The sequence below is a fragment of the Herbaspirillum sp. YR522 genome (assembly GCF_000282575.1).
Lineage (GTDB): Bacteria > Pseudomonadota > Gammaproteobacteria > Burkholderiales > Burkholderiaceae_D > Herbaspirillum.
Map to the genome: position 1 here is coordinate 1 of NZ_AKJA01000062.1, position 20,179 is coordinate 20,179.

At 63.3% G+C, this 20,179-nt stretch carries 17 protein-coding genes and 1 pseudogene; 11 read left to right on the forward strand and 7 right to left on the reverse strand.

Features of this window, described 5'->3' with window-relative positions; all coding sequences use genetic code 11:
* Both PMI40_RS10245 and mutY read left to right on the forward strand, forming a co-directional pair.
* The coding region (locus tag PMI40_RS10245) for a zinc finger domain-containing protein (protein WP_008114865.1) at window positions 1-203 on the forward strand (203 nt) is incomplete at its 5' end.
* Window positions 200-1,339, forward strand: a complete 1,140-nt coding sequence (gene mutY, locus PMI40_RS10250; RefSeq protein WP_008114866.1) for an A/G-specific adenine glycosylase — start codon at window positions 200-202, stop codon at window positions 1,337-1,339. The genes PMI40_RS10245 and mutY, both read left to right, overlap by 4 nt.
* 5 nt (window positions 1,340-1,344) lie before the next feature.
* On the opposite strand, the gene rapZ is transcribed toward mutY, so the two are convergent.
* From rapZ to ilvA, 6 genes are all read right to left on the reverse strand, one after another.
* The gene (rapZ, locus tag PMI40_RS10255) at window positions 1,345-2,208 is read right to left on the reverse strand and encodes an RNase adapter RapZ (RefSeq protein ID WP_008114867.1); all 864 of its coding nucleotides are present in this window, start codon (window positions 2,206-2,208) and stop codon (window positions 1,345-1,347) included.
* 68 nt (window positions 2,209-2,276) lie between these two features.
* Window positions 2,277-3,215, reverse strand: a complete 939-nt coding sequence (hprK, locus tag PMI40_RS10260) for an HPr(Ser) kinase/phosphatase (protein WP_040501881.1) — start codon at window positions 3,213-3,215, stop codon at window positions 2,277-2,279.
* 93 nt (window positions 3,216-3,308) lie between these two features.
* Window positions 3,309-3,782 (reverse strand): PTS sugar transporter subunit IIA, encoded by a 474-nt coding sequence (locus tag PMI40_RS10265; protein WP_008114870.1) that lies wholly within the window; start codon window positions 3,780-3,782, stop codon window positions 3,309-3,311.
* Between the two features lie 207 nt (window positions 3,783-3,989).
* Window positions 3,990-4,604, reverse strand: coding sequence for a hypothetical protein (locus tag PMI40_RS10270; RefSeq protein ID WP_008114872.1), 615 nt, complete (start codon window positions 4,602-4,604; stop codon window positions 3,990-3,992).
* 370 nt (window positions 4,605-4,974) lie between these two features.
* Window positions 4,975-5,832 carry an NADPH-dependent 7-cyano-7-deazaguanine reductase QueF gene (gene queF, locus PMI40_RS10275; RefSeq protein ID WP_008114874.1) on the reverse strand — a complete coding sequence of 286 codons (858 nt, stop codon included), beginning with the start codon at window positions 5,830-5,832 and terminating at the stop codon, window positions 4,975-4,977.
* A gap of 29 nt (window positions 5,833-5,861) precedes the next feature.
* Window positions 5,862-7,388, reverse strand: coding sequence for a threonine ammonia-lyase, biosynthetic (gene ilvA, locus PMI40_RS10280; RefSeq protein WP_008114876.1), 1,527 nt, complete (start codon window positions 7,386-7,388; stop codon window positions 5,862-5,864).
* 131 nt (window positions 7,389-7,519) lie between these two features.
* Here ilvA and PMI40_RS10285 point away from each other — a divergent pair, with 131 nt between their 5' ends.
* Window positions 7,520-8,011, forward strand: a complete 492-nt coding sequence (locus tag PMI40_RS10285) for a YqaA family protein (RefSeq protein ID WP_008114878.1) — start codon at window positions 7,520-7,522, stop codon at window positions 8,009-8,011.
* Window positions 8,012-8,137: 126 nt separating this feature from the next.
* On the opposite strand, the gene PMI40_RS10290 is transcribed toward PMI40_RS10285, so the two are convergent.
* Window positions 8,138-9,139, reverse strand: coding sequence for a ZIP family metal transporter (locus tag PMI40_RS10290; RefSeq protein ID WP_008114879.1), 1,002 nt, complete (start codon window positions 9,137-9,139; stop codon window positions 8,138-8,140).
* 500 nt (window positions 9,140-9,639) lie between these two features.
* Here PMI40_RS10290 and PMI40_RS10295 point away from each other — a divergent pair, with 500 nt between their 5' ends.
* From PMI40_RS10295 to PMI40_RS10330, 8 genes and pseudogenes are all read left to right on the forward strand, one after another.
* Complete coding sequence (locus PMI40_RS10295) at window positions 9,640-13,641, forward strand: FAD/FMN-binding oxidoreductase (protein ID WP_008114880.1); 4,002 nt, start codon at window positions 9,640-9,642, stop codon at window positions 13,639-13,641.
* Window positions 13,642-13,643: 2 nt separating this feature from the next.
* A complete protein-coding gene (locus PMI40_RS10300; RefSeq protein ID WP_008114881.1) occupies window positions 13,644-14,084 on the forward strand; it encodes an HIT family protein in 441 nt (146 codons plus the stop codon).
* 62 nt (window positions 14,085-14,146) lie between these two features.
* Window positions 14,147-14,577, forward strand: a pseudogene (locus PMI40_RS10305) (gamma-butyrobetaine hydroxylase-like domain-containing protein).
* 76 nt (window positions 14,578-14,653) lie between these two features.
* A complete protein-coding gene (ubiE, locus tag PMI40_RS10310) occupies window positions 14,654-15,388 on the forward strand; it encodes a bifunctional demethylmenaquinone methyltransferase/2-methoxy-6-polyprenyl-1,4-benzoquinol methylase UbiE (protein ID WP_008114883.1) in 735 nt (244 codons plus the stop codon).
* 75 nt (window positions 15,389-15,463) lie between these two features.
* A complete protein-coding gene (locus PMI40_RS10315) occupies window positions 15,464-16,426 on the forward strand; it encodes a Tim44 domain-containing protein (protein WP_008114884.1) in 963 nt (320 codons plus the stop codon).
* A 78-nt stretch (window positions 16,427-16,504) separates the two neighbouring features.
* Window positions 16,505-17,107, forward strand: coding sequence for an SCP2 domain-containing protein (locus PMI40_RS10320; protein ID WP_008114886.1), 603 nt, complete (start codon window positions 16,505-16,507; stop codon window positions 17,105-17,107).
* Complete coding sequence (ubiB, locus tag PMI40_RS10325) at window positions 17,107-18,678, forward strand: ubiquinone biosynthesis regulatory protein kinase UbiB (protein ID WP_008114888.1); 1,572 nt, start codon at window positions 17,107-17,109, stop codon at window positions 18,676-18,678. Before PMI40_RS10320 ends, ubiB begins: the two co-directional genes overlap by 1 nt.
* Window positions 18,679-18,751: 73 nt before the next feature.
* A partial coding sequence (locus tag PMI40_RS10330) for an MFS transporter (RefSeq protein ID WP_008114889.1) occupies window positions 18,752-20,179 on the forward strand: 1,428 nt, incomplete at its 3' end.

Consider the following 20,179-nt stretch of genomic DNA (forward strand, 5'->3'; position numbering starts at 1 on the left):
GGGAGACGCTGGCGGCCGCCATCGAGCAGGGTGGCAGCTCGTTACGCGACTTCATTGCCGTCAACGGGCAGTCGGGCTACTTCCAGCAGAGCTATTTCGTCTACAACCGCACCGGCCAGCCATGCCGGGTGTGCGGTACCCCGATCCGCCAGATCAAGCAGGGCCAGCGTTCCACCTTCTATTGCATCAATTGCCAGACATGAAAGCGCTAGTCGACAAACCGGCGCCACGCGGCGCCACGCCCGGTGCTGGCGCGCAGTACGCCGATCCTTCGTTCTCGGCCGAGGTGATCGCCTGGCAGAAGCAGCATGGGCGACACAAGTTGCCGTGGCAGAACACACGCGACGCCTATCGCGTCTGGCTCTCCGAAATCATGTTGCAGCAGACCCAGGTGGCCGCCGTGATCCCGTATTACCAGCGCTTCCTGGCGCGTTGCCCCGATGTGTTCAGCCTGGCCGCCGCGCCCTCCGAGGACGTGATGTCGTTGTGGGCCGGGCTGGGTTACTACACCCGTGCACGCAACTTGCACAAATGCGCGCAGCGCGTGGTCGCCGAGTATGGCGGGCGTTTTCCGGACGATCCGGCACTGCTGGCCGAGTTGCCCGGGATCGGCCGTTCCACTGCCGCGGCCATCGCCGCCTTCTCGTATGGTCGCCGCGCCGCCATCCTCGACGGCAACGTCAAGCGGGTGTTCGCGCGGGTGTTCGGGGTCGATGGCTATCCCGGCGCCAAGCCGATCGAAGACAAGCTGTGGCAGCGCGCGGTGGCACTGTTGCCCGAGCAGGACATCGAGGCCTACACGCAGGGCCTGATGGACCTGGGCGCCACGTTGTGCGTGCGAGGCACGCCGGCCTGCGCCCGCTGCCCACTGGCCGGCCGGTGCGTGGCGCTGACCCAGGACCGGATCGGGGAGCTGCCCGTAAGCAAGCCGAAAAAGGCGGTACCCGAACGGGAGACGGTGATGCTGGTCGTCACCAATGGCCACGACGTGCTGCTGGAACAGCGGCCCGACAGCGGGATCTGGGGCGGGCTGCTATCGCTGCCGGAAATCGCGGTAGGCGATGCGGCGCAATTGGACGCTGCCGTGCATGCCTTGCTGGGGCCGTATGGCCAGATCGCGGCCTGTCGCAAGCTACAGCCGTTCTCGCATGTCTTCACGCATTTCAAGTTGCATGTCGCGCCGTACCAGGTCGCGCTCGAGGCGCGCGCGTCGATGACGGCCCAGCAGGCGCTGCTGTGGTATCCGGCCCGGCGCCTGGCCGATGCGCCCTTGCCGGCACCGGTCAAGAAGCTGCTGTTGGGTGCCCTGTTGCGCGACGACCTGCTGGCGACGATCTAGCTCGCTCAGTCCAGTTGCCGATGGCGGCAGACCACCTGTTCGTTGGTGCGGAAATGACGGGCCAGTTGTTCGGCGATGTACACCGAGCGATGCTGGCCACCGGTGCAGCCGATGGCCACCGTCAGGTAGCTTCGGTTGTCGGCCTTGAAGGATGGCAGCCATTTTTCGACGAAGCCGCGGATGTCGGCCAGCATGTCCGACACCTCGTCATAGCCGGCCAGGAATTCGATCACCGGATCGTCGCGCCCGGTCAGCGGGCGTAGCGTGGCGTCGTAATGCGGGTTGGGCAGCATGCGCACGTCGAACACCAGGTCGGCGTCCAGCGGCAGGCCGTGCTTGAAGGCAAACGACTGGAACAGCAAGGTCAGCGGCGAGCGTTCGATGTCGACCAGGCCCTTGATCCAGCGGCGCAGCTTGTTCGAGCTCAATTGCGAGGTGTCGATCACATGGGCGATTTCCTGCACCTCGGAGAGCATCTCGCGTTCGACCGCGATGCATTCGGACAAGGTCAGGCGGTCGGTCGGATTGCGTCCCGGCAGCAGCCGATGCGACAGCGGGTGGCTGCGACGCGTCTCTGAAAACCGGGTGATCAGCGCCTCGTTGGAGGCGGTCAGGAAGAACACCTTGACGTCATGGCCGTCGGCGCGCAGGCGATCGATATCGGTGCGCAGCGTGGCCAGCGAGTCGGCGCTGCGGGCATCGGTGGCCACGGCCAGGATGCTCGCGCCTTCCCTGATGCGGGTATCGACCAGGTCGCACAGCAAGGCCGGAGGCAGGTTGTCGACGCAGAAATAGCCGGCATCCTCGAGCACATGTAGTGCCACCGATTTGCCGGACCCCGAAATGCCTGTAATCAGAACGATTTTCATGTCGCCAATGATAACGCAAGCTGAGAGCAGGCCCGCGCGCCGGGGCCGTGGGATGTCCCGGGTAAGTGTTATTCGCCGTTCATGGCGCGCCGCTGGCGCTCGATGAATTCCTTGAGCGTATCGATGCCGCGCAGCTGCAGGATGGTATTGCGCACCGCGGCTTCCAGCAGCACCGCGATGTTGCGCCCGGCCGCCACCGGAATGACCACCTTGCGAATCGGCAGGCCCAGCACTTCCTCGTATTGCGCATCGAGCGGCAGGCGCTCGTAGTTTTCCTCGAGGGTGCTGCGGCGGACCAGGTGCACGATCAGCTTCAGGCGCATCTTGCGCCGTACCGCTGTCTCGCCGAATATCGCCTTGATGTCCAGCAGGCCCAGTCCGCGAACTTCCAGCAGGTTGGCCAGCAGCGGCGGGCAGCGGCCCTCGATCATGTTGGGTGCGATGCGGGCGAATTCGACGGCGTCATCGGCCACCAGGCCGTGACTGCGCGAGATCAGTTCCAGCCCAAGTTCGCTCTTGCCCAGGCCCGATTCGCCGGTAATGAGCACGCCCACGCCCAGTACATCCATGAAGACGCCGTGCATGGTGATCTGTTGCGCCAGCTTCTTGGACAGGTAGACCCGCAGGTAATCGATGACCTGCGCCGCCGGCAAAGGCGTCGAGAACAACGGGATGTTCTTCTCGTCGCAGACCGCCAGGATGTCCGGTGGCGTCGACAGGCCCTGGGCGATGATGAACGCCGGCGGTTCGCCGGTCACCAGTTCCGCTGTCTGGTAGGCGCGCGAGGTATTGGAGAGCCGCTCGTAGTACTCGATTTCCTGGTGGCCGAATACCTGGATGCGGCCCGGGTGGATCAGGTTCAGGTGACCGACCTGGTCGGCGGCCGACACCGCATCGCCGGAAATGAGGCGCTCGCCGCCGGGAAAGCCGGCGAACCAGCCCAGTTGCAGGGACTCCCTGTTTTCTTCGTAGAGCTGCTGGATCGACAACGCGGAATAATTGGGCATGAGGCTTTCGGATGGGCGGACGATACGGTTGAGGGGCGTTGCCATGTGATGCGCGGCGCTGCAACGGGCCGCCGGCGACCAGCAGCCGAAGCGTCAGCCGGTCTTTTCCAGGCTGGTCTGCCAGGTGACCAGGCGCGAATACACGACCGCGGCATCGGCCTCGGCGGCCAGCTGGCTACGGAACGCGTCGTCGGAAAACATCTCGGCGATCTCGGACAGGATCTCCAGGTGCTGCTGGGTCACATGATCGGGAATCAACAGGAACACCAGCAGCTTGACCGGTTGCCCATCGGGAGATTCGAACGGGATCGGGTCCGCCAGTCGCATGAACAACGCCAGTGGCGCCTTCAATCCCTTGATGCGGCCATGGGGCACGGCCACGCCGTGGCCAAGTCCGGTGGAACCCAGCCGCTCGCGCGCAAACAGGTTTTCGGAAACGGTGGAGCGGGCGATGCCGCTGTTGTTTTCGAAGGTCAGGCCGGCTTGTTCGAAAGCTCTTTTTTTGCTGGACACTTCCAGATCCAGAACCACGTTTTCTGGAGAAAGGATTTTTGCAAGATTTGTCATGACGCTCAAGGAATCGCAACGAGGTGAAACTTTGAGCAGGATTATAGGCTTGTTTGCGGGGGCGGTAGCGCTTTGGAAAGCCGGAACAGCGCCAGAATTGCCGGCGAGCTGATGGATTTGCCCGGGTCGTCGACCGGTGATGCATGGCGGGCAATGTTATCCAAAAGGAATGTCCGGCAAAGTTGTCTTGGGGAATTTTTCCGTTCTTTACATCTCGATGCGGCCGAAAATCAACAGTACGTCGCCATTGTTCTTGTTACTGGAGAGGCGCGGTACGTAGGCAAACATCAGCTTGCCCTTGGCGGTGCCGATGGAGGCCAGCGGCAGTGGCACGGGAAACGGCACGCCCCCGAAATAATCCTGGCGGCTCATCAGCATGGCGGTGCCACCGAGGCCGACCTCAAGCCCCGTCTTGGCCACCGGAAACACCCATTCATACGCATAACCCGCCATGTACTGGGGATGGCGATGGGAGTCCTTCAATACGAAGCCGAACAGCGATTCGTCGTCGCCACTGCCATTGCGCAGCGTCTTGCCGTAACCCAGGCCCCAGGCGTGCTCGTTGAGCTCGTTGAGTTTTTCCTTGGTATAGGTGCTGCGCCCGTGGTGGGCGACCCCGGACAGGTAGATGGCATCGTCGCCCTGCTTCCAGATGTCGGCGAGATGGCTCTTGGTGTCGTGCCACAGGTTGTCGGTGTCGGCGGCCTGGGCCGCCGACGACAGGGCAACTGCGCAACCCAGTGCGGCGAGCCATCTGGTCCGGCGGTGCCAGGGCGTGGTGCAAGGGGGGGATGCGGGGAACAGAGGCGGATCGAATTTCATGGTGCGATATTTTTTTTCTGGGGCAGGTCAATCGACGAGAGCGACATTCGCCGCCCGTAAAGCGTTGAAGATGGGGCAATAGACCGGAATTCTGAAGCGAAATATCCCCTGGCGGGTCTCTTGGGCCGATGAAGATGTTACTGAATCGTGCAAAGGGCGCACCGGTCTTGTACCTGGCCGGCGCGGCGCGAGCGTCGCCGGTGTCGATGCCAACCCAGTGTGGGCAAGGGCTTCAAGCGATCTTTGGTGGCCGGGCAGGGGTCGTCGGCGATACCGCCTGTCAGCGGCACGACAAAATTTGTAACAATTTATAAATAAATAATTTCAAATAATGTCGAGTTCGGCTACCGGGTGGGGGCGTTCGCGGCGGTCACTGGCGGGCATTGCGGTCCAGCGAAGGCAGCCGGGCGCTCGAGAAATTGCTGCGCCATGGATTGATGTCGAGCCCGCCGCGGCGCGTATAGCGCGCATACACCGCCAATTTCTGCGGACGGCAGTAGTGCAGGATATCGCTGAAGATGCGTTCGACGCACTGCTCGTGGAACTCGTTGTGGTCCCGAAAACCGATGATGTACTTGAGCAGTTGTTCCTGGTCGATCGGTGCGCCCACGTAGTGGATCTGCACGCTACCCCAGTCGGGTTGGCTGGTGACCGGGCAGTTCGACTTGAGCAAGTGCGACACGAAGGTCTCTTCGACGGTGGCCTGTTCGTGGTCGGCACGCAGGATGCTGCCGTCGGGGTGGGCAGTAGCCTCGATCTCGACATCCAGGCGGTCCAGCGAAAGACCACCCAGTTCATTGAAGCGCAACTGGCCGAACTGCGCCGCTTCGGTCAGCGTTACCTGGACCGGTGCGCCGGCGGCGCCCGACAAGTCCACCCGCATGCGCTCGACCAGGGTGGTGCTGCTGTCGAGCCGGGCCTGGTTGAACGAATTGAGATACAGCTTGAACGACTTCGATTCGATGATGTTGGGCGAATCGGCCGGGACCATGAAGGTGGCGATGGCAATCTGCGGCTTGCCGCGCAGGTTCAGCCACGAGATTTCATAGGCGGTCCAGATATCGACGCCGAAAAAGGGCAGGGTGCCGGTGATCTGCAGATCGGCCCGCTTGGGCGCGCGCGGGATCGGGAACAGCAGTGCCGGGTCGTACTCGGCCGGGTAGGCCGAGTGCTTGCCCAGCGGCGAGGTCTCGGCCGAGTGGCCGGTGGCGGTGGCGGGGTGGTCCATATGATGCTCCTGCGATGCTGTTCGGGCGTCTAGCCGAGGAACAGCTTGTACAACGGGTTCTTGGTCTCGTCCCAGTGACGATAGCCGAGTTGGGCGAGAAAGGCGCGGAACTGCTTCATTTCCTTCTTCGGCACCTGCAGGCCGATCAGGATGCGACCGACGTCTCCGCCCTGGTTGCGATAATGGAACAGGCTGATGTTCCAGCCCGGGTTCATGCTGGAAAGGAATTTCATCAGCGCGCCGGGCCGTTCCGGGAATTCGAAGCGATACAGCAGTTCGTCGTCGGCCAGTGGACTCTTGCCACCCACCAGGTGACGGATATGGACCTTGGCCAGTTCGTCATGGGTCAGGTCCAGCACGCCGAAGCCGGCCTTCTCGAAATTGCGGGCGATCTTGCCGGACTCGTCGGCATTGGCGATCTGTATGCCGACAAATACGTGGGCCGCGCTGGCATCGCTGATGCGATAGTTGAACTCGGTCACGTTGCGCGGGCCGACGGTCTCGCAGAAGCGGCGGAAACTGCCGCGTTCCTCGGGGATCGTCACGGCGAACACCGCCTCGCGCGCTTCGCCCACATCGGCCATCTCGGCCACGAAGCGCAGCCGGTCGAAATTCATGTTGGCGCCGCAGGCGATGGTGATGAGCGACTGGCCCTTGATCGGTCGCCGGCTGTTCTTGGCGCGCTCGACATACGCCTTGGCGCCGGCCACCGCCAGCGCGCCGGCCGGTTCGACGATGCTGCGGGTGTCCTGGAAGATATCCTTGATGGCGGTGCAGACGGCATCGGTATCGACGATGATGATGTCATCCACATACTGGCGCGCCAGGCGGAAGGTCTCTTCGCCCACCAGCTTGACGGCGGTGCCGTCCGAGAACAAGCCCACATCCGACAGCGTCACCCGGCGGCCCGCCTTGAGGCTGCGCGCCATGGCGTCGGAGTCGGTGGTCTGCACGCCGATGATCTTGATGTCCGGTCGCACCGCCTTGACGTAGGCCGCCACGCCGGCGATCAGGCCGCCGCCGCCGATGGCCACGAAGATGGCGTGGATCGGCGCCGAGTGCTGGCGCAGGATTTCCATGCCGACCGTACCCTGGCCGGCGATCACGTGCGGGTCGTCGAACGGATGCACGAAGGTCAGCTTGAGTTTTTTCTCCAGCGTCAGGGCATGGTTATAGGCATCGGTGAAGGAGTCGCCCGACAGCACCACCTCGGCGCCACGCGCCTTGACCGCCTCGATCTTCACCTGCGGGGTCGTGGTAGGCATGACCACCACCGCACGGCAGCCCAGGCGCGCCGCCGACAGCGCCACGCCCTGGGCATGATTGCCGGCCGAGGCGCAGATCACGCCGCGCTTCAACTGCGCCGGCGTCAGGTGCGCCATCTTGTTATAGGCGCCGCGCAACTTGAAGCTGAACACGCTCTGCATGTCTTCGCGCTTGAAGTAAATTCGATTATCCATCCGCTGCGACAGCGTGGTGGCCAATTCCAGCGGGGTTTCCTGGGCCACGTCGTAGACGCGGGCGGTCAGGATCTTCTGTAGATAATCGTTACTCATTGTGGTCGTCAGTGTGATGCCGGGCAACAGGGGAACTGATCATTATAGATCAGCGGCGCGCTTGGGCTAGAATGCGAGCCCTACCGATGCGTGAAGCAGCGCACCCATTCCATCCTTCTTTCCTGTCGCGCATGATCGAATCCGCTGTTCTCTGGCTACTCAATATCCTGGCCGTCCCCACCGTGGGCCTGACCTCGGTCTTCCTGATCAGCTTTGTCTCGGCAACCCTGCTGCCGCTGGGGTCCGAGCCGGCCGTGTTCGCCGTCATCAAGGCCAATCCCGAAATGTTCTGGCCGGTGATCCTGGTGGCGACGTTGGGCAATACCCTGGGCGGGATGGTGGACTACTGGATGGGATTCGGCGCCAAGCAGGCGTTTTCGAAGGAGCGTTCGTCACGCTGGTTCCACTGGCTCGAACGCTTCGGCCCCAAGACCATGCTGCTGGCCTGGCTGCCCGGCATCGGCGACCCCATCTGCACGCTGGCCGGTTGGCTGCGCCTGCCGTTCTGGCCCTCGGTGTTCTACATGGGCGTGGGCAAGTTCCTGCGCTACCTGTTCATGACCTGGGTGCTGCTGAATGTGCCCGATGGCTTCTGGCACCGTATTGCCGACCTGCTCGGGTAGCGCCTGTTCCAGCCGGATCCGCGATAGGCGTTGGCTCCAGAAGCAGCCGGCAAGCGTCGCCTGCCGTGTTGCGGCTCCTTGCCGCTTGCCGTTGTTCGTACTGGCAGATTTGGTGCGAACAAGGCCCTAGCCCAGGATCACATCCAGCAGCATCATCGTCACGAAGCCGGCCAGCAGGCCCAGCGTGGCTTGCGACTCGTGGCCCTGGCGGTGCGATTCGGGGATCACCTCGTGGCTGATGACGAACAGCATCGCACCGCCGGCGCCGGCCAGTGCCCAGGGCAGGGCGGTGGCCGATACCCCGGTGGCCAGCGCGCCCAGCACGCCGCCGATCGGCTCGACCAGGCCCGACAGGATACCGGCGGCGGCCGACTTGGCCGGCGAGTAGCCCAGCGAGCGCAGCGCCAGCGCCACCACCAATCCTTCCGGAATGTCCTGGATGCCGATGCCGGTGGCCAGCGCCACCGCCTTGCCGAAATCCTCGCCGCCGAAGCCCACGCCGATGGCCAGGCCTTCGGGGAAGTTGTGGATGGTCACCGCCATGACGAACAGCCAGATGCGCGAGGTGCGCGCGGCACTGTGCCGGTCGCTGGCCATGGCCAGGAAGTGCTGGTGCGGGATCAGGTGGTTCAGCGCCAGCACGAACAACCCGCCCAGCATGATGCCGGTGGCCGCCAGGAACACCGAGGCGTTCCTGGTGTAGCCGATGGCCTGGGCCGCATCCATGGCGGGGATGATCAGTGAAAACACGCTGGCGGCCAGCATCACGCCGCCACCATAGCCGAGCATCACGTCCTGCGCCTTGACCGACAGCCGCCGCGTGAAGAACACCCCGAGCGCGCCCAGTGCGGTCAGGCCGGCGGCTGCCGACGAACCCAGCAGCGCCGCCCAGACTTGCGGATTGCCCGTGAAGTAGGCATGCAGGGTCTCGTAGGACTTGATCAGCACGAACACCAGGGCCACCACCAGGGTGACGATATGGCGCGGCTTGAGATTGAGGGTCAGGCTGTCGCCGAGGCCGGTAGCGGCCGCTGCGGCCGGTTGGGCCGGCAGGTCGAGGCGCGCGCTGGCGTCGTCGGGAACGCCTGGTTCTGCGGGAAAATTCTTGTTCAACGGTGCCGGTATCATGGCAGTCTCCCTGGCGATAACGAAGAGATGGAAGTCAACGTGCTGGCTATGCCTTGCCGCAGGCATAGTCGGCCAGGGTGATGGCTAGATTTTCCAAGATGTCGGTAATGAGAATGCGAACCATATCACCTCCATGGTTTTAAAGCTGGAACGGCCCTGTTGTCAGTGTGGATTATAGATTTTTAAAATAGAATATATAAAATTGATTGTTTTTATTAATTAAATTGACATTGCCTATTGTGATGCGTTCGTCCGGGATCATGTGGGGCGGGTAGCGGCATGTCTCTTAAAGGCGGCAGATTGCCGATTTACTTGTCGTCACCCGAAGCGCGACAGTCAGAATTGATGCGATGCAACATTGCGATCCGACTAGTCGGCAAGGGCGCTGTGAAATAAAAGAGAATCATTTTCATTGCGTGCGCGAAACTGGCCTGCTGCCATCGCGACTTTTGGCAATAGGCTAAAATGCACATCCGGCAGCAGACTTATTTTCTACATTGATGAACGCCCCCGCACACATTCAAGCCTTGCTCACTGATGCGCCCCATGGCGCTACGCCCACGCGCGTGCGTGAAATTCCGTACAACTACACCTCGTTCTCGGATCGCGAGATCGTGATCCGGTTGTTGGGCGAAGAGTCTTGGTCGCTGCTCGACGAGTTGCGCGGCAAGCGCCAGACCGGACGGTCGGCGCGCATGCTTTATGAAGTGCTGGGCGACATCTGGGTGGTGCGCCGCAATCCGTACCTGCAGGATGACCTGCTGGACAACCCCAAGCGACGCGCCTCGCTCATCGAAGCCCTCAATCACCGCCTGGGCGAAGTCGACAAGCGTCGTATCGACGTCGGCCAGAGCGCCATCGGCGACGCCGACGCGGCGCGTCGCAGCGACAGCGTCGAAGCCCTGATCAAGGCAGCCCGCAAGGCGATTGCCGATTTCGGCGAGGAATTCCGTCGTACCTACGACCTGCGTCGCCGCGCCACCAAGGTGCTGGGGCGCTACACCGCCCGCGACAACATCAAGTTCGACGGCCTGTCGCGCGTGTCGCACGTCACCGACGCTACCGATTGGCGCGTCGAGTACCCGTTCGTGGTGCTCACCCCCGATAGCGAAGACGAGATGGCCGGGCTGGTCAAGGCCTGCATCGAGCTCGGCCTGACCATCATCCCGCGCGGCGGCGGCACCGGCTACACCGGCGGCGCCATTCCGCTCACGCCCATGTCGGCGGTGATCAATACCGAAAAGCTGGAACAGCTGGGTGCGGTCGAGATGACGGTATTGCCCGGCCTGACGCAACCCTATGCCACCATCTACTCGGGTGCAGGGGTGGTGACCAAGCGGGTATCGGACGCCGCCGAGCGCGCCGGTTTCGTATTTGCGGTCGATCCGACTTCGGCCGAGGCCTCCTGCGTCGGTGGCAACGTGGCCATGAACGCCGGTGGCAAGAAGGCTGTGTTGTGGGGAACCGCACTGGATAACCTGGCCAGCTGGCGCATGGTCGATCCGCAGGGCGACTGGCTGGAAGTGACCCGGCTCGACCACAACCTGGGCAAGATCCATGACGTCGAGTCGGCGCGCTTCAGGCTGGAGTGGTCGCATCCGGGCGAACGGGGCCAGAAGACCGAAGTCTTCAAGACCGAGATACTCGAGATCGCCGGTCGCAAGTTCCGCAAGGAAGGCCTGGGCAAGGATGTGACCGACAAGTTCCTGTCGGGCTTGCCGGGCGTGCAGAAGGAAGGTTGCGATGGCCTGATCACCTCGGCCCGCTGGATCCTGCACAAGATGCCCAAGCAGACCCGCACGGTCTGCCTGGAGTTCTTTGGCCAGGCCCGCGATGCGATCCCCTCGATCGTCGAGATCAAGGATTTCCTGGATGCCGAGACCAAGCGTGGCGGTGCCATCCTGGCCGGCCTGGAACACCTGGACGAACGCTACCTGCGCGCGGTGGGCTATGCCACCAAGTCCAAGCGCGGCGTGTTGCCCAAGATGGTATTGATCGGCGACATCGTCGGTGACGACGAGAACGCCGTGGCCGCTGCCGCCTCCGAAGTCATCCGCATGGCCAACAATCGCGTCGGTGAAGGCTTCGTCGCGGTCAGCCCCGAGGCGCGCAAGAAGTTCTGGCTCGATCGTTCGCGCACGGCCGCCATCGCCAAGCACACCAACGCCTTCAAGATCAATGAAGACGTGGTCATCCCGCTGAACCGGATGGGCGAATACACCGACGGCATCGAACGCATCAACATCGAACTGTCGATCAAGAACAAGCTGCAACTGCTGGCAGAGCTGGAAAGCTTCTTCGTCAAGGGCAACCTGCCGCTGGGCAAGAGCGACGACGGCGAAGGCGAGGATATCCCCGCCGCCGAGATGCTGGAAGATCGCGTGCACCAGGCCGAGCAACTGCTGGACCGCACCCATGATCGCTGGTCCTATCTGCTGACCCATCTCGACCGTCCGCTGGCCCAGGCGCGCGACGAGATGATCGCGTTGGGCATGGACAGGTTGAGCGCGGCGTTCGAGCAGCGCCTGCGCGACCAGCCGGGCGCGACCGTGTTCGACGTGGTGCAGGATCGCACCGTGCGCGTGTCGTGGAAGCAGGAAGTGCGCGCCCAGTTGCGCCAGATCTTCAGCGGTGCCGCCTTCAAGCTGATCCTCGAGGAGGCCAGCGTCATCCACAAGCGCGTCTTGCGGGGCCGGGTGTTCGTGGCGCTGCACATGCACGCCGGCGATGGCAACGTCCACACCAACCTGCCGGTCAACTCCGATCACTACGAGATGCTGCAGGACGCCCATGGCGCCGTGGCGCGCATCATGGCGCTGGCGCGTTCGCTCGACGGCGTGATCTCGGGCGAGCATGGCATCGGCATCACCAAGCTGGAGTTCCTGACCGAAGACGAGATCGTCGACTTCCGCGACTACAAGTTGCGGGTCGACCCGGAAGGCCGCTTCAACAAGGGCAAGCTGCTCAACCTGCCTGGCATGGAAGCCGACCTCAGCAATGCCTACACGCCGTCGTTCGGCCTGATGGGCCACGAATCGCTGATCATGCAGCAAAGCGATATCGGCGCCATCGCCAACAGCGTCAAGGACTGCCTGCGCTGCGGCAAGTGCAAGCCGGTGTGCTCGACCCACGTGCCGCGCGCCAACCTGCTGTATTCGCCTCGCAACAAGATCCTGGCGACCTCGCTGCTGGTCGAGGCCTTCCTGTACGAAGAGCAGACCCGCCGTGGCGTGTCGATCAAGCACTGGGAAGAGTTCGAGGACGTGGCCGACCACTGCACGGTGTGCCACAAGTGCGTCACGCCATGCCCGGTCGATATCGACTTCGGCGATGTCTCGATGAACATGCGCAACCTGCTGCGCAAGATGGGCAAGAAGTCGTTCAATGCCGGTACCACCACGGCCATGTTCTTCCTCAACGCCACCGATCCGGCCACCATCAATGCCACCCGCAAGATGATGACCGGCTGGGGCTTCAAGGCACAGCGGCTGGGCAACGACATCCTCAAGAAATTCGCCCGCAAGCAGACCCAGAAGCCGCCGGCCACGGTCGGCAAGCCGCCGGTGAAAGAGCAGGTGATCCACTTCATCAACAAGAAGATGCCGGGCAACCTGCCCAAGAAGACCGCGCGCGCGCTGCTCGATATCGAAGACGACAAGATCGTGCCGATCATCCGCAACCCGAAGACCACCACGGCCGATACCGAGGCGGTGTTCTATTTCCCTGGTTGCGGCTCGGAACGCCTGTTCTCGCAGGTGGGCCTGGCGACCCAGGCGATGCTGTGGAACGTCGGGGTGCAGACGGTGTTGCCGCCGGGTTACCTGTGCTGCGGTTATCCGCAGCGGGGCGCGGGCGACTTCGACAAGGCCGACAAGATCATCACCGACAACCGGGTGCTGTTCCATCGCATGGCCAACACCTTGAACTACCTTGATATCAAGACCGTGGTGGTGTCGTGCGGCACGTGCTACGACCAGTTGCAGGGCTACGAATTCGAGAAGATCTTCCCCGGCTGCCGCATCATCGACATCCACGAGTTCCTGCTCGAGAAGGGCGTCAGGCTCGAAGGCGTCACCGGCACCCGCTACATGTACCACGATCCTTGCCATTCGCCGATGAAGCTGCAGGACCCGTTGAAGACGGTCAACTCGCTCATCACCACGGTGGATACGCAGAAGATCGAGAAGAACGATCGCTGCTGCGGCGAGTCGGGTACCTTCGGCGTGTCGCGTCCGGATGTGTCGACCCAGGTGCGCTTCCGCAAGGAAGAAGAAATGCGCAAGGGTGCCGACAAGGTGCGTGCCGATGGCTTCACGGGCGACGTCAAGATCCTGACATCGTGCCCGTCGTGCTTCCAGGGCCTGTCGCGCTACAACGAGGATTCGGGTACCACCGCCGACTACATCGTGGTCGAGATGGCGCGCCACCTGCTGGGCGAGAACTGGATGCCCGAATATGTCGAGCGCGCCAACAATGGCGGCATCGAACGCGTGCTGGTGTGACCATGAGCGCGACCTGCGAACTGTGTGCCGGAGACGGCGGCGAGTTGCTTTGGCAGCATCCGTCGTTGCGCGTGGTACTGGTCGATGAACCGGACTACCCCGGTTTCTGCCGGGTGATCTGGAACAGCCACGTCAAGGAAATGACCGACCTGTCCCCGTCCGAGCGGACCCTGCTGACCGACGCCGTATGGGCGGTCGAGACAGCGCTGCGCGAGACGATGCGGCCGGAGAAGATCAACGTGGCCACGCTTGGCAACATGACGCCCCATGTGCATTGGCATGTCATCCCGCGCTATCCGGATGACCGCCATTTCCCCAGTCCGGTATGGGCGGCTCCGCAGCGCGCGGCCGATCCGGCGGCGCTGCAACCGCGGCGCACCCGGTTGGAACAACTGCGCCAGTCGGTACGCCTGCAATTGCAGGCCGTCGCAACGCTGGCCTGATATTGGCCAATTTGCCGGGCCGGTCCCGGCCGCCCGCTTTTTCTTTGAATCGTGAGTCCTGCATGAGCGCCTTATCCTCGCCGGTTCCCCTGTCGTTCAAGGTCCGTACGCTGTCGCGCGTGGTCGAAGTCGAGTTCGACGACGGTGCCAGCTTCGCCTTGCCGTTCGAGCTCATGCGGGTCTATTCGCCCTCGGCCGAGGTACGTGGTCACGGGCCGGGGCAAGAGGTACTGCAGCTCGGCAAGCGCGAGGTCGGCATCAACGGTATCGAACCGGTCGGCAATTACGGCGTCAAACCGCTGTTTTCGGATGGTCACGACAGCGGCATCTACACCTGGGATTTCCTGTATCAGCTGGGCCGCGACCAGGCCGCGATGTGGGAAGCCTACCTGCACAAGCTGGAAGCCGCCGGCTACGGCCGCGACGGCGGACGTGATCCGCAGGCGCTCGCGTCGACCAGGGCGGCACCCATGGTTGCGGCCACAAGCACTAGCAGGCCGGGCTCCGATTTATAATGCGCCTTTCACGCCTTTGGGCGTGCCGCAGCGCTCATCACAACAAGACCAGCCATGACCAACACCACTCATTTCGGTTACGAAACAGTTGCAGAAGAAGACAAGGTCCGCAAGGTCGGCGAGGTGTTCCATTCGGTGGCGGCCAAGTACGACGTCATGAATGACTTCATGTCGGCCGGCCTGCACCGCATCTGGAAGGCCTTTACCATTGCCCAGGCCGGCGTGCGCCCGGGTTTCAAGGTGCTCGATATCGCCGGCGGCACGGGCGACCTGTCGAAGGCCTTCGACAGGCAGGCGGGTCCCTCCGGCGAAGTGTGGCTCACCGATATCAACGAGTCGATGCTGCGCGTGGGGCGCGACCGCCTGCTCAACAAGGGCGTGGTGACGCCGACCATGTTGTGCGACGCCGAGAAGCTGCCTTTTCCCGACAATTACTTCGACCGCGTATCGGTCGCCTTCGGCCTGCGCAACATGACCCACAAGGATGCCGCGCTGACCGAGATGCGGCGCGTGCTCAAGCCCGGTGGCAAGCTCCTGGTGCTGGAATTCTCCAAGGTCTGGGAGCCACTCAAGAAGCCCTACGACGTCTATTCGTTCTCGGTGCTGCCATGGCTGGGCAAGAAGGTTGCCAATGACGCCGACAGCTATCGCTACCTGGCCGAATCGATCCGCATGCATCCCGACCAGGAAACGCTCAAGCAGATGATGGAACAGGTCGGGCTGGAACGTGTGCAGTATTTCAACTTGACCGCTGGCGTGGCCGCCTTGCATACCGGTATCAAGCTGTAGTGAACAGGTTAAGGGTGGCTTAAGTTTGTGCGGCAACAATGCAGCCATCCGAGACTTCTTGCAAAGAGGTGCACCATGAAGAAATCCCTGTTGATCCTGATGCTGGCGCTTACCTCGCTGTCGCTGCTGATCTCGCCGGCCGAGGCCAAGCGGCTGGGCGGCGGCGGTTCGTTCGGCAAGCAGTCATCGAACTATTCGCGCCAGGCGCCGGCCAGCCCGTCGTACGGGCAATCGTATTCTGCCCCGGCACGTCCGGCCGCACCCGCGGCCGCACCGGCGCCGCAGAACATTCCGGCCAAGCCGGCCAGCCCATGGCGCAATATCGTCGGCGGCGCCCTGGTGGGCCTGGGCCTGGGGGCGTTGATGTCGCACTTCGGCATGGGCAGCGCCGGTGGCGGCATGTTCGGTTCGCTGATCACCCTGCTGCTGCTGGCCGGCGTGGCGTTCTTCCTGTTTCGCATGTTTTCGCGGGCGCGCCAGGAGCAGGGCAACAATCCGGCCTATGCCGCGCCGCTGCCCCGCGTGAGTCCGATCGGCAGCGCCGTCGGCGCCACGCCCGAGATCGGCTCCGGACTGCATGACAGCAATGCGCCGCAGGCGGGCTCGCCGGTCAATGGATACGGTGCGTCGGTGCCGGCCGCCGCGCCTGCCGCCATCGAGAAGTGGGGCATTCCGGCCGACTTCGATGCGCCGGGCTTCGTGCGCAATGCCAAGACCTATTTCATTCGCCTGCAGGCGGCCTGGGATCGCGCCGATATCAACGATATCCGCGAATTCACCACGCCCGAGATGTTTGCCGAACTGCGATTGCAGCTGCAGGAGCGCGGCGCCTCGGCCAATGCCACCGATGTGGTGCAGCTGGATGCCGAACTGCTGGGTATCGAGACCCAGGCCCACGATTACCTGGCCACGGTGCGCTTCCAGGGCTTGATCAAGGAAGCACCGGAACTGTCGGCCGAGCCGTTCGCCGAAATCTGGAACCTGTCCAAGCCGCAAAACGGTGGCGGCTGGGTATTGGCAGGCATTCAACAGGTCTGAGCCGCCAAGCTGTTAAACTTGAACCGCCCGAAACCCGGGCGGTTTTATTTTGTCGATACCCTGGACGCCTTCTCTCTCATGCCTTCGCTGCCCGACCTGACATCGATGAACCCGATCAAGCCCGCTGCCGCCGTGATCAATCACCTGCTGGCGCAAGAGCCATGGGCGCGCCAGGGCTTGCTGGCGCATGCCGGCAAGCTGGCCTGCATCGACACCGGAGCGGTACAGTTGCGGCTCAAGGTGAGCGCCGACGGCTATGTGCAGGATGCCGCAGCCGACCAGCCGGCCAACGTCACCATTCGCGTCAAGCTGTCGGACCTGCCCCTGATCGCTGCCAATCGCGAGCGCGCGGTATCGTATGTGAAGCTGGAGGGCGATGCCGATTTTGCCAACGCCATTTCGCAGCTGAGCCAGAACCTGCGCTGGGATGCCGAAGACGACCTGGCCCGTGTCATTGGCGATGTGGCCGCCACCCGCCTGGTATCGGGCGCCCGCGGCCTGGTCGATACGCTGGTGGCCACGCACCACAAGGTGAGCGAGAACGTGGCCGAATATTTCCTCGAAGAGCAACCTATGTTGATACGGCCGCGCATGCTGCAAGACTTTTCCTCCGATGTAGTGCGCCTGCGCGATGATGTCGAACGGCTGGTCAAGCGCCTCGAGAAACTGGAGCGTCGCTGATGTTCCTGCGTTCCTTGCGTCTGCTCAAGATCATCCGGGTCGCCATCCGCTACGGGCTCGACGAAATCATCGCCACCGAATTCGCGCCGCCGCGCATTGCCCGCCTGGCCAATACCATCTTCTTCTGGCGTGACCTGTCGGCGCCGCGTGGCGAGCGCCTGCGGCGCGCCCTGGAAGACCTGGGGCCGATCTTCATCAAGTTCGGCCAGGTCCTGTCGACCCGGCGCGACCTGATGCCGCCCGACATCGCCAACGAACTGACCCGCCTGCAAGACCGCGTGCCGCCATTCGACTCCGACCTGGCCGCGCTGCAGATCCAGAAGTCGCTGGGGGCGCACCCCAATGACCTGTTTGCGACCTTCGAGCGCGACCCGGTGGCCTCGGCCTCGATCGCCCAGGTACACTTCGCCACGCTCAAGGACGGCAAGGAGGTCGCCATCAAGGTGCTGCGTCCCGGCATGCGCGCCATCATCGACCACGACATCGGCCTCATGCACGTGGCCGCCGACTGGTTCGAGCGCTTGTGGGCAGATGGTCGTCGCCTCAAGGCCAAGGAAGTGGTGGGCGAATTCGACAAGTACCTGCACGACGAGCTCGACCTGATGCGCGAGGCGGCCAACGCCAGCCAGTTGCGCCGCAACTTTGCCGAATCGACCTTGCTGATGGTGCCGGAGATGTACTGGGACTACTGCTCGCCGTCGGTGATCGTGATGGAACGCATGCACGGTATCCCGATCTCGCAGACCGAGCGCCTGGCGCAAGAGGGCGTGGACCTGGCCAAGCTGTCGCGCGACGGGGTCGAGATCTTCTTCACCCAGGTGTTTCGCGACGGCTTCTTCCACGCCGACATGCACCCAGGCAATATCCTGGTCTCGGTCGCGCCCGAGACCTTCGGGCGCTACATCGCGCTCGATTTCGGCATTGTGGGTACCCTCAACGACTTCGACAAGGATTACCTGTCGCAGAATTTCCTGGCCTTCTTCCAGCGCGACTACAAGCGCGTGGCCGAGGCGCATATCGAGTCGGGCTGGGCCCCCAAGGAAACCCGGGTCGACGAGCTCGAGGCGGCGGTGCGTGCCTGCTGCGAGCCGATCTTCGACCGCCCGCTCAAGGATATCTCGTTTGGCCAGGTGCTGCTGCGGCTGTTCCAGACCTCGCGTCGCTTCAATGTCGAAGTGCAGCCACAACTGGTGTTGCTGCAGAAGACCCTGCTCAACGTCGAAGGACTGGGGCGCCAGCTCGATCCCGACCTGGACCTGTGGAAGACCGCCAAGCCCTACCTCGAACGCTGGATGAGCGAACAGATCGGCTGGCGCGGTTTCGTCGAGCAGCTCAAGGTCGAGGTGCCGCGCTACAGCCGGCTGCTGCCGCAGATTCCGCGCCTGGTGCACCAGGCGCTGACGCATTACACCGAGGGCGAAGGACATTCGCGCAATGACGAATTGCTCAAGAAGCTGCTGGCCGAGCAACGCCGTACCAATATGCTGCTGGGGGCGGTGGTATATTTCGGCGGCGGACTGGTGGGCAGCATCGTCCTGATCCAGCTGCTGCTGCACTTCCTGCGCTTCTGAACGCAATGGTTTAAAGTTGAGTCCCCAAACGCCGGCGCCCGCCGGCGTTTGACATACAACAACAGGAACGCCAATGGCCGAGACCGAACCGCTACCCGCACAGGATGCACGCGTGCGCCTGTTGCCCTACATCGTGGCGGCAACTTTCTTCATGGAATACCTCGATACCACCATCATCGCCACGGCCTTGCCGCAGATGGCGCAGTCGTTCGGTGTCGGGCCCAACGAATTGAGCCTGGGCATGACCGCCTACATGCTCACGCTGGCGGTGTTCATTCCCATCAGTGGCTGGGTCGCCGATCGCCTCGGCTCGCGTACCGTGTTCGGTGCGGCCATCGTCGTCTTCACGTTGGCCTCGATCCTGTGCGGGTACTCGCAGACGGTGTTCGAGTTCACCGCAGCGCGGGTGCTGCAAGGGCTGGGAGGCGCCATGATGGTGCCGGTCGGGCGCATGATCGTGGTGCGCAGCACCAGCCGCGAACGGCTGATGAAGGCCATCGCCACCATCACCTGGCCGGCCATCGTGGCGCCGGTGGTAGGCCCGTCGGTGGGCGGCTTCATCACCACCTATGCGTCCTGGCACTGGATCTTCCTGATGAACGTGCCATTCGGCATCGCCGCCTTCATCGCCGTCATGGCGCTGGTCAAGAACGAACAGGGCGGAGCGCGGCGACCGCTGGATGTGCCGGGTTTCATCCTCTCGGGCACGGCCTTGACCTCGCTGTTGTACGGCACCGAGATCGCCAGCCATACCGGTTCCGACGTGACCCAGGCGCTGGGCTTCATCGGTGGCGGGCTGGTGCTGGGCTGGCTGGCGTGGCGCCATATGCGCCGCGCCGCGCATCCGCTGCTGGACTTTTCGAACCTGGCCACGCCGACCTATTCGGTGACGGTCGTTACCGGCTCCCTGACCCGCATCGGTATCGATGCCGTGCCGTACCTGATGCCGTTGATGTTCCAGATCGGCTTCGGCCTGTCGGCGTTCCAGTCGGGCCTGCTGCTGCTGGCCACCGCCCTGGGCAATCTGGGCATGAAGGCATTCACCACCCGCATCCTGCGACGTTTCGGTTTTCGCCGGGTGGCCGTTACCAATGCCGCCATCGCCGGTGGCGCCATCATTGCCTGCGGTTGGCTCACGCCGGGCACGCCCTTGCTGCTGACCTTGGCGGTGGTGTTCTGCTACGGCCTGTCACGCTCGCTGCAATTCACCACCCTGGCCACATTGGCCTATGCCGATGTGAGCGAGGCCCGCAAGGGATCGGCCAGCACCTTGTGGAGCGTGGCCCAGCAGATGACCATCGGCATGGGCATCGCCTTTGGCGCCCTGGCCTTGCGGCTGGCCGCGTATTTTCGGGGCGACGCCGTCGAAGGGGCGCATTTCGTGCTGGGAGACTTCCAGTGGGCGTTCGCCCTGGCCGGCCTGGTCACGCTGGTGTCGGTGCAGGGCTATCGCGGCCTGGCGCGCGACGCTGGCAACAATATCGGCGGCGGCGCGAGCCAG

Bases quoted from the DNA above. Each gene is read 5' to 3' on its own strand.
- ilvA (WP_008114876.1), bottom strand. From the start codon at position 7,388: ATGAGTAACGATTATCTACAGAAGATCCTGACCGCCCGCGTCTACGAC.
- ubiB (WP_008114888.1), top strand. From the start codon at position 17,107: ATGTTCCTGCGTTCCTTGCGTCTGCTCAAGATCATCCGGGTCGCCATC.
- PMI40_RS10265 (WP_008114870.1), bottom strand. From the start codon at position 3,782: ATGACAAATCTTGCAAAAATCCTTTCTCCAGAAAACGTGGTTCTGGAT.
- PMI40_RS10315 (WP_008114884.1), top strand. From the start codon at position 15,464: ATGAAGAAATCCCTGTTGATCCTGATGCTGGCGCTTACCTCGCTGTCG.
- PMI40_RS10300 (WP_008114881.1), top strand. From the start codon at position 13,644: ATGAGCGCGACCTGCGAACTGTGTGCCGGAGACGGCGGCGAGTTGCTT.
- rapZ (WP_008114867.1), bottom strand. From the start codon at position 2,208: ATGAAAATCGTTCTGATTACAGGCATTTCGGGGTCCGGCAAATCGGTG.
- PMI40_RS10290 (WP_008114879.1), bottom strand. From the start codon at position 9,139: ATGATACCGGCACCGTTGAACAAGAATTTTCCCGCAGAACCAGGCGTT.
- ubiE (WP_008114883.1), top strand. From the start codon at position 14,654: ATGACCAACACCACTCATTTCGGTTACGAAACAGTTGCAGAAGAAGAC.
- PMI40_RS10295 (WP_008114880.1), top strand. From the start codon at position 9,640: ATGAACGCCCCCGCACACATTCAAGCCTTGCTCACTGATGCGCCCCAT.
- PMI40_RS10270 (WP_008114872.1), bottom strand. From the start codon at position 4,604: ATGAAATTCGATCCGCCTCTGTTCCCCGCATCCCCCCCTTGCACCACG.
- PMI40_RS10285 (WP_008114878.1), top strand. From the start codon at position 7,520: ATGATCGAATCCGCTGTTCTCTGGCTACTCAATATCCTGGCCGTCCCC.
- mutY (WP_008114866.1), top strand. From the start codon at position 200: ATGAAAGCGCTAGTCGACAAACCGGCGCCACGCGGCGCCACGCCCGGT.
- queF (WP_008114874.1), bottom strand. From the start codon at position 5,832: ATGGACCACCCCGCCACCGCCACCGGCCACTCGGCCGAGACCTCGCCG.
- hprK (WP_040501881.1), bottom strand. From the start codon at position 3,215: ATGCCCAATTATTCCGCGTTGTCGATCCAGCAGCTCTACGAAGAAAAC.
- PMI40_RS10320 (WP_008114886.1), top strand. From the start codon at position 16,505: ATGCCTTCGCTGCCCGACCTGACATCGATGAACCCGATCAAGCCCGCT.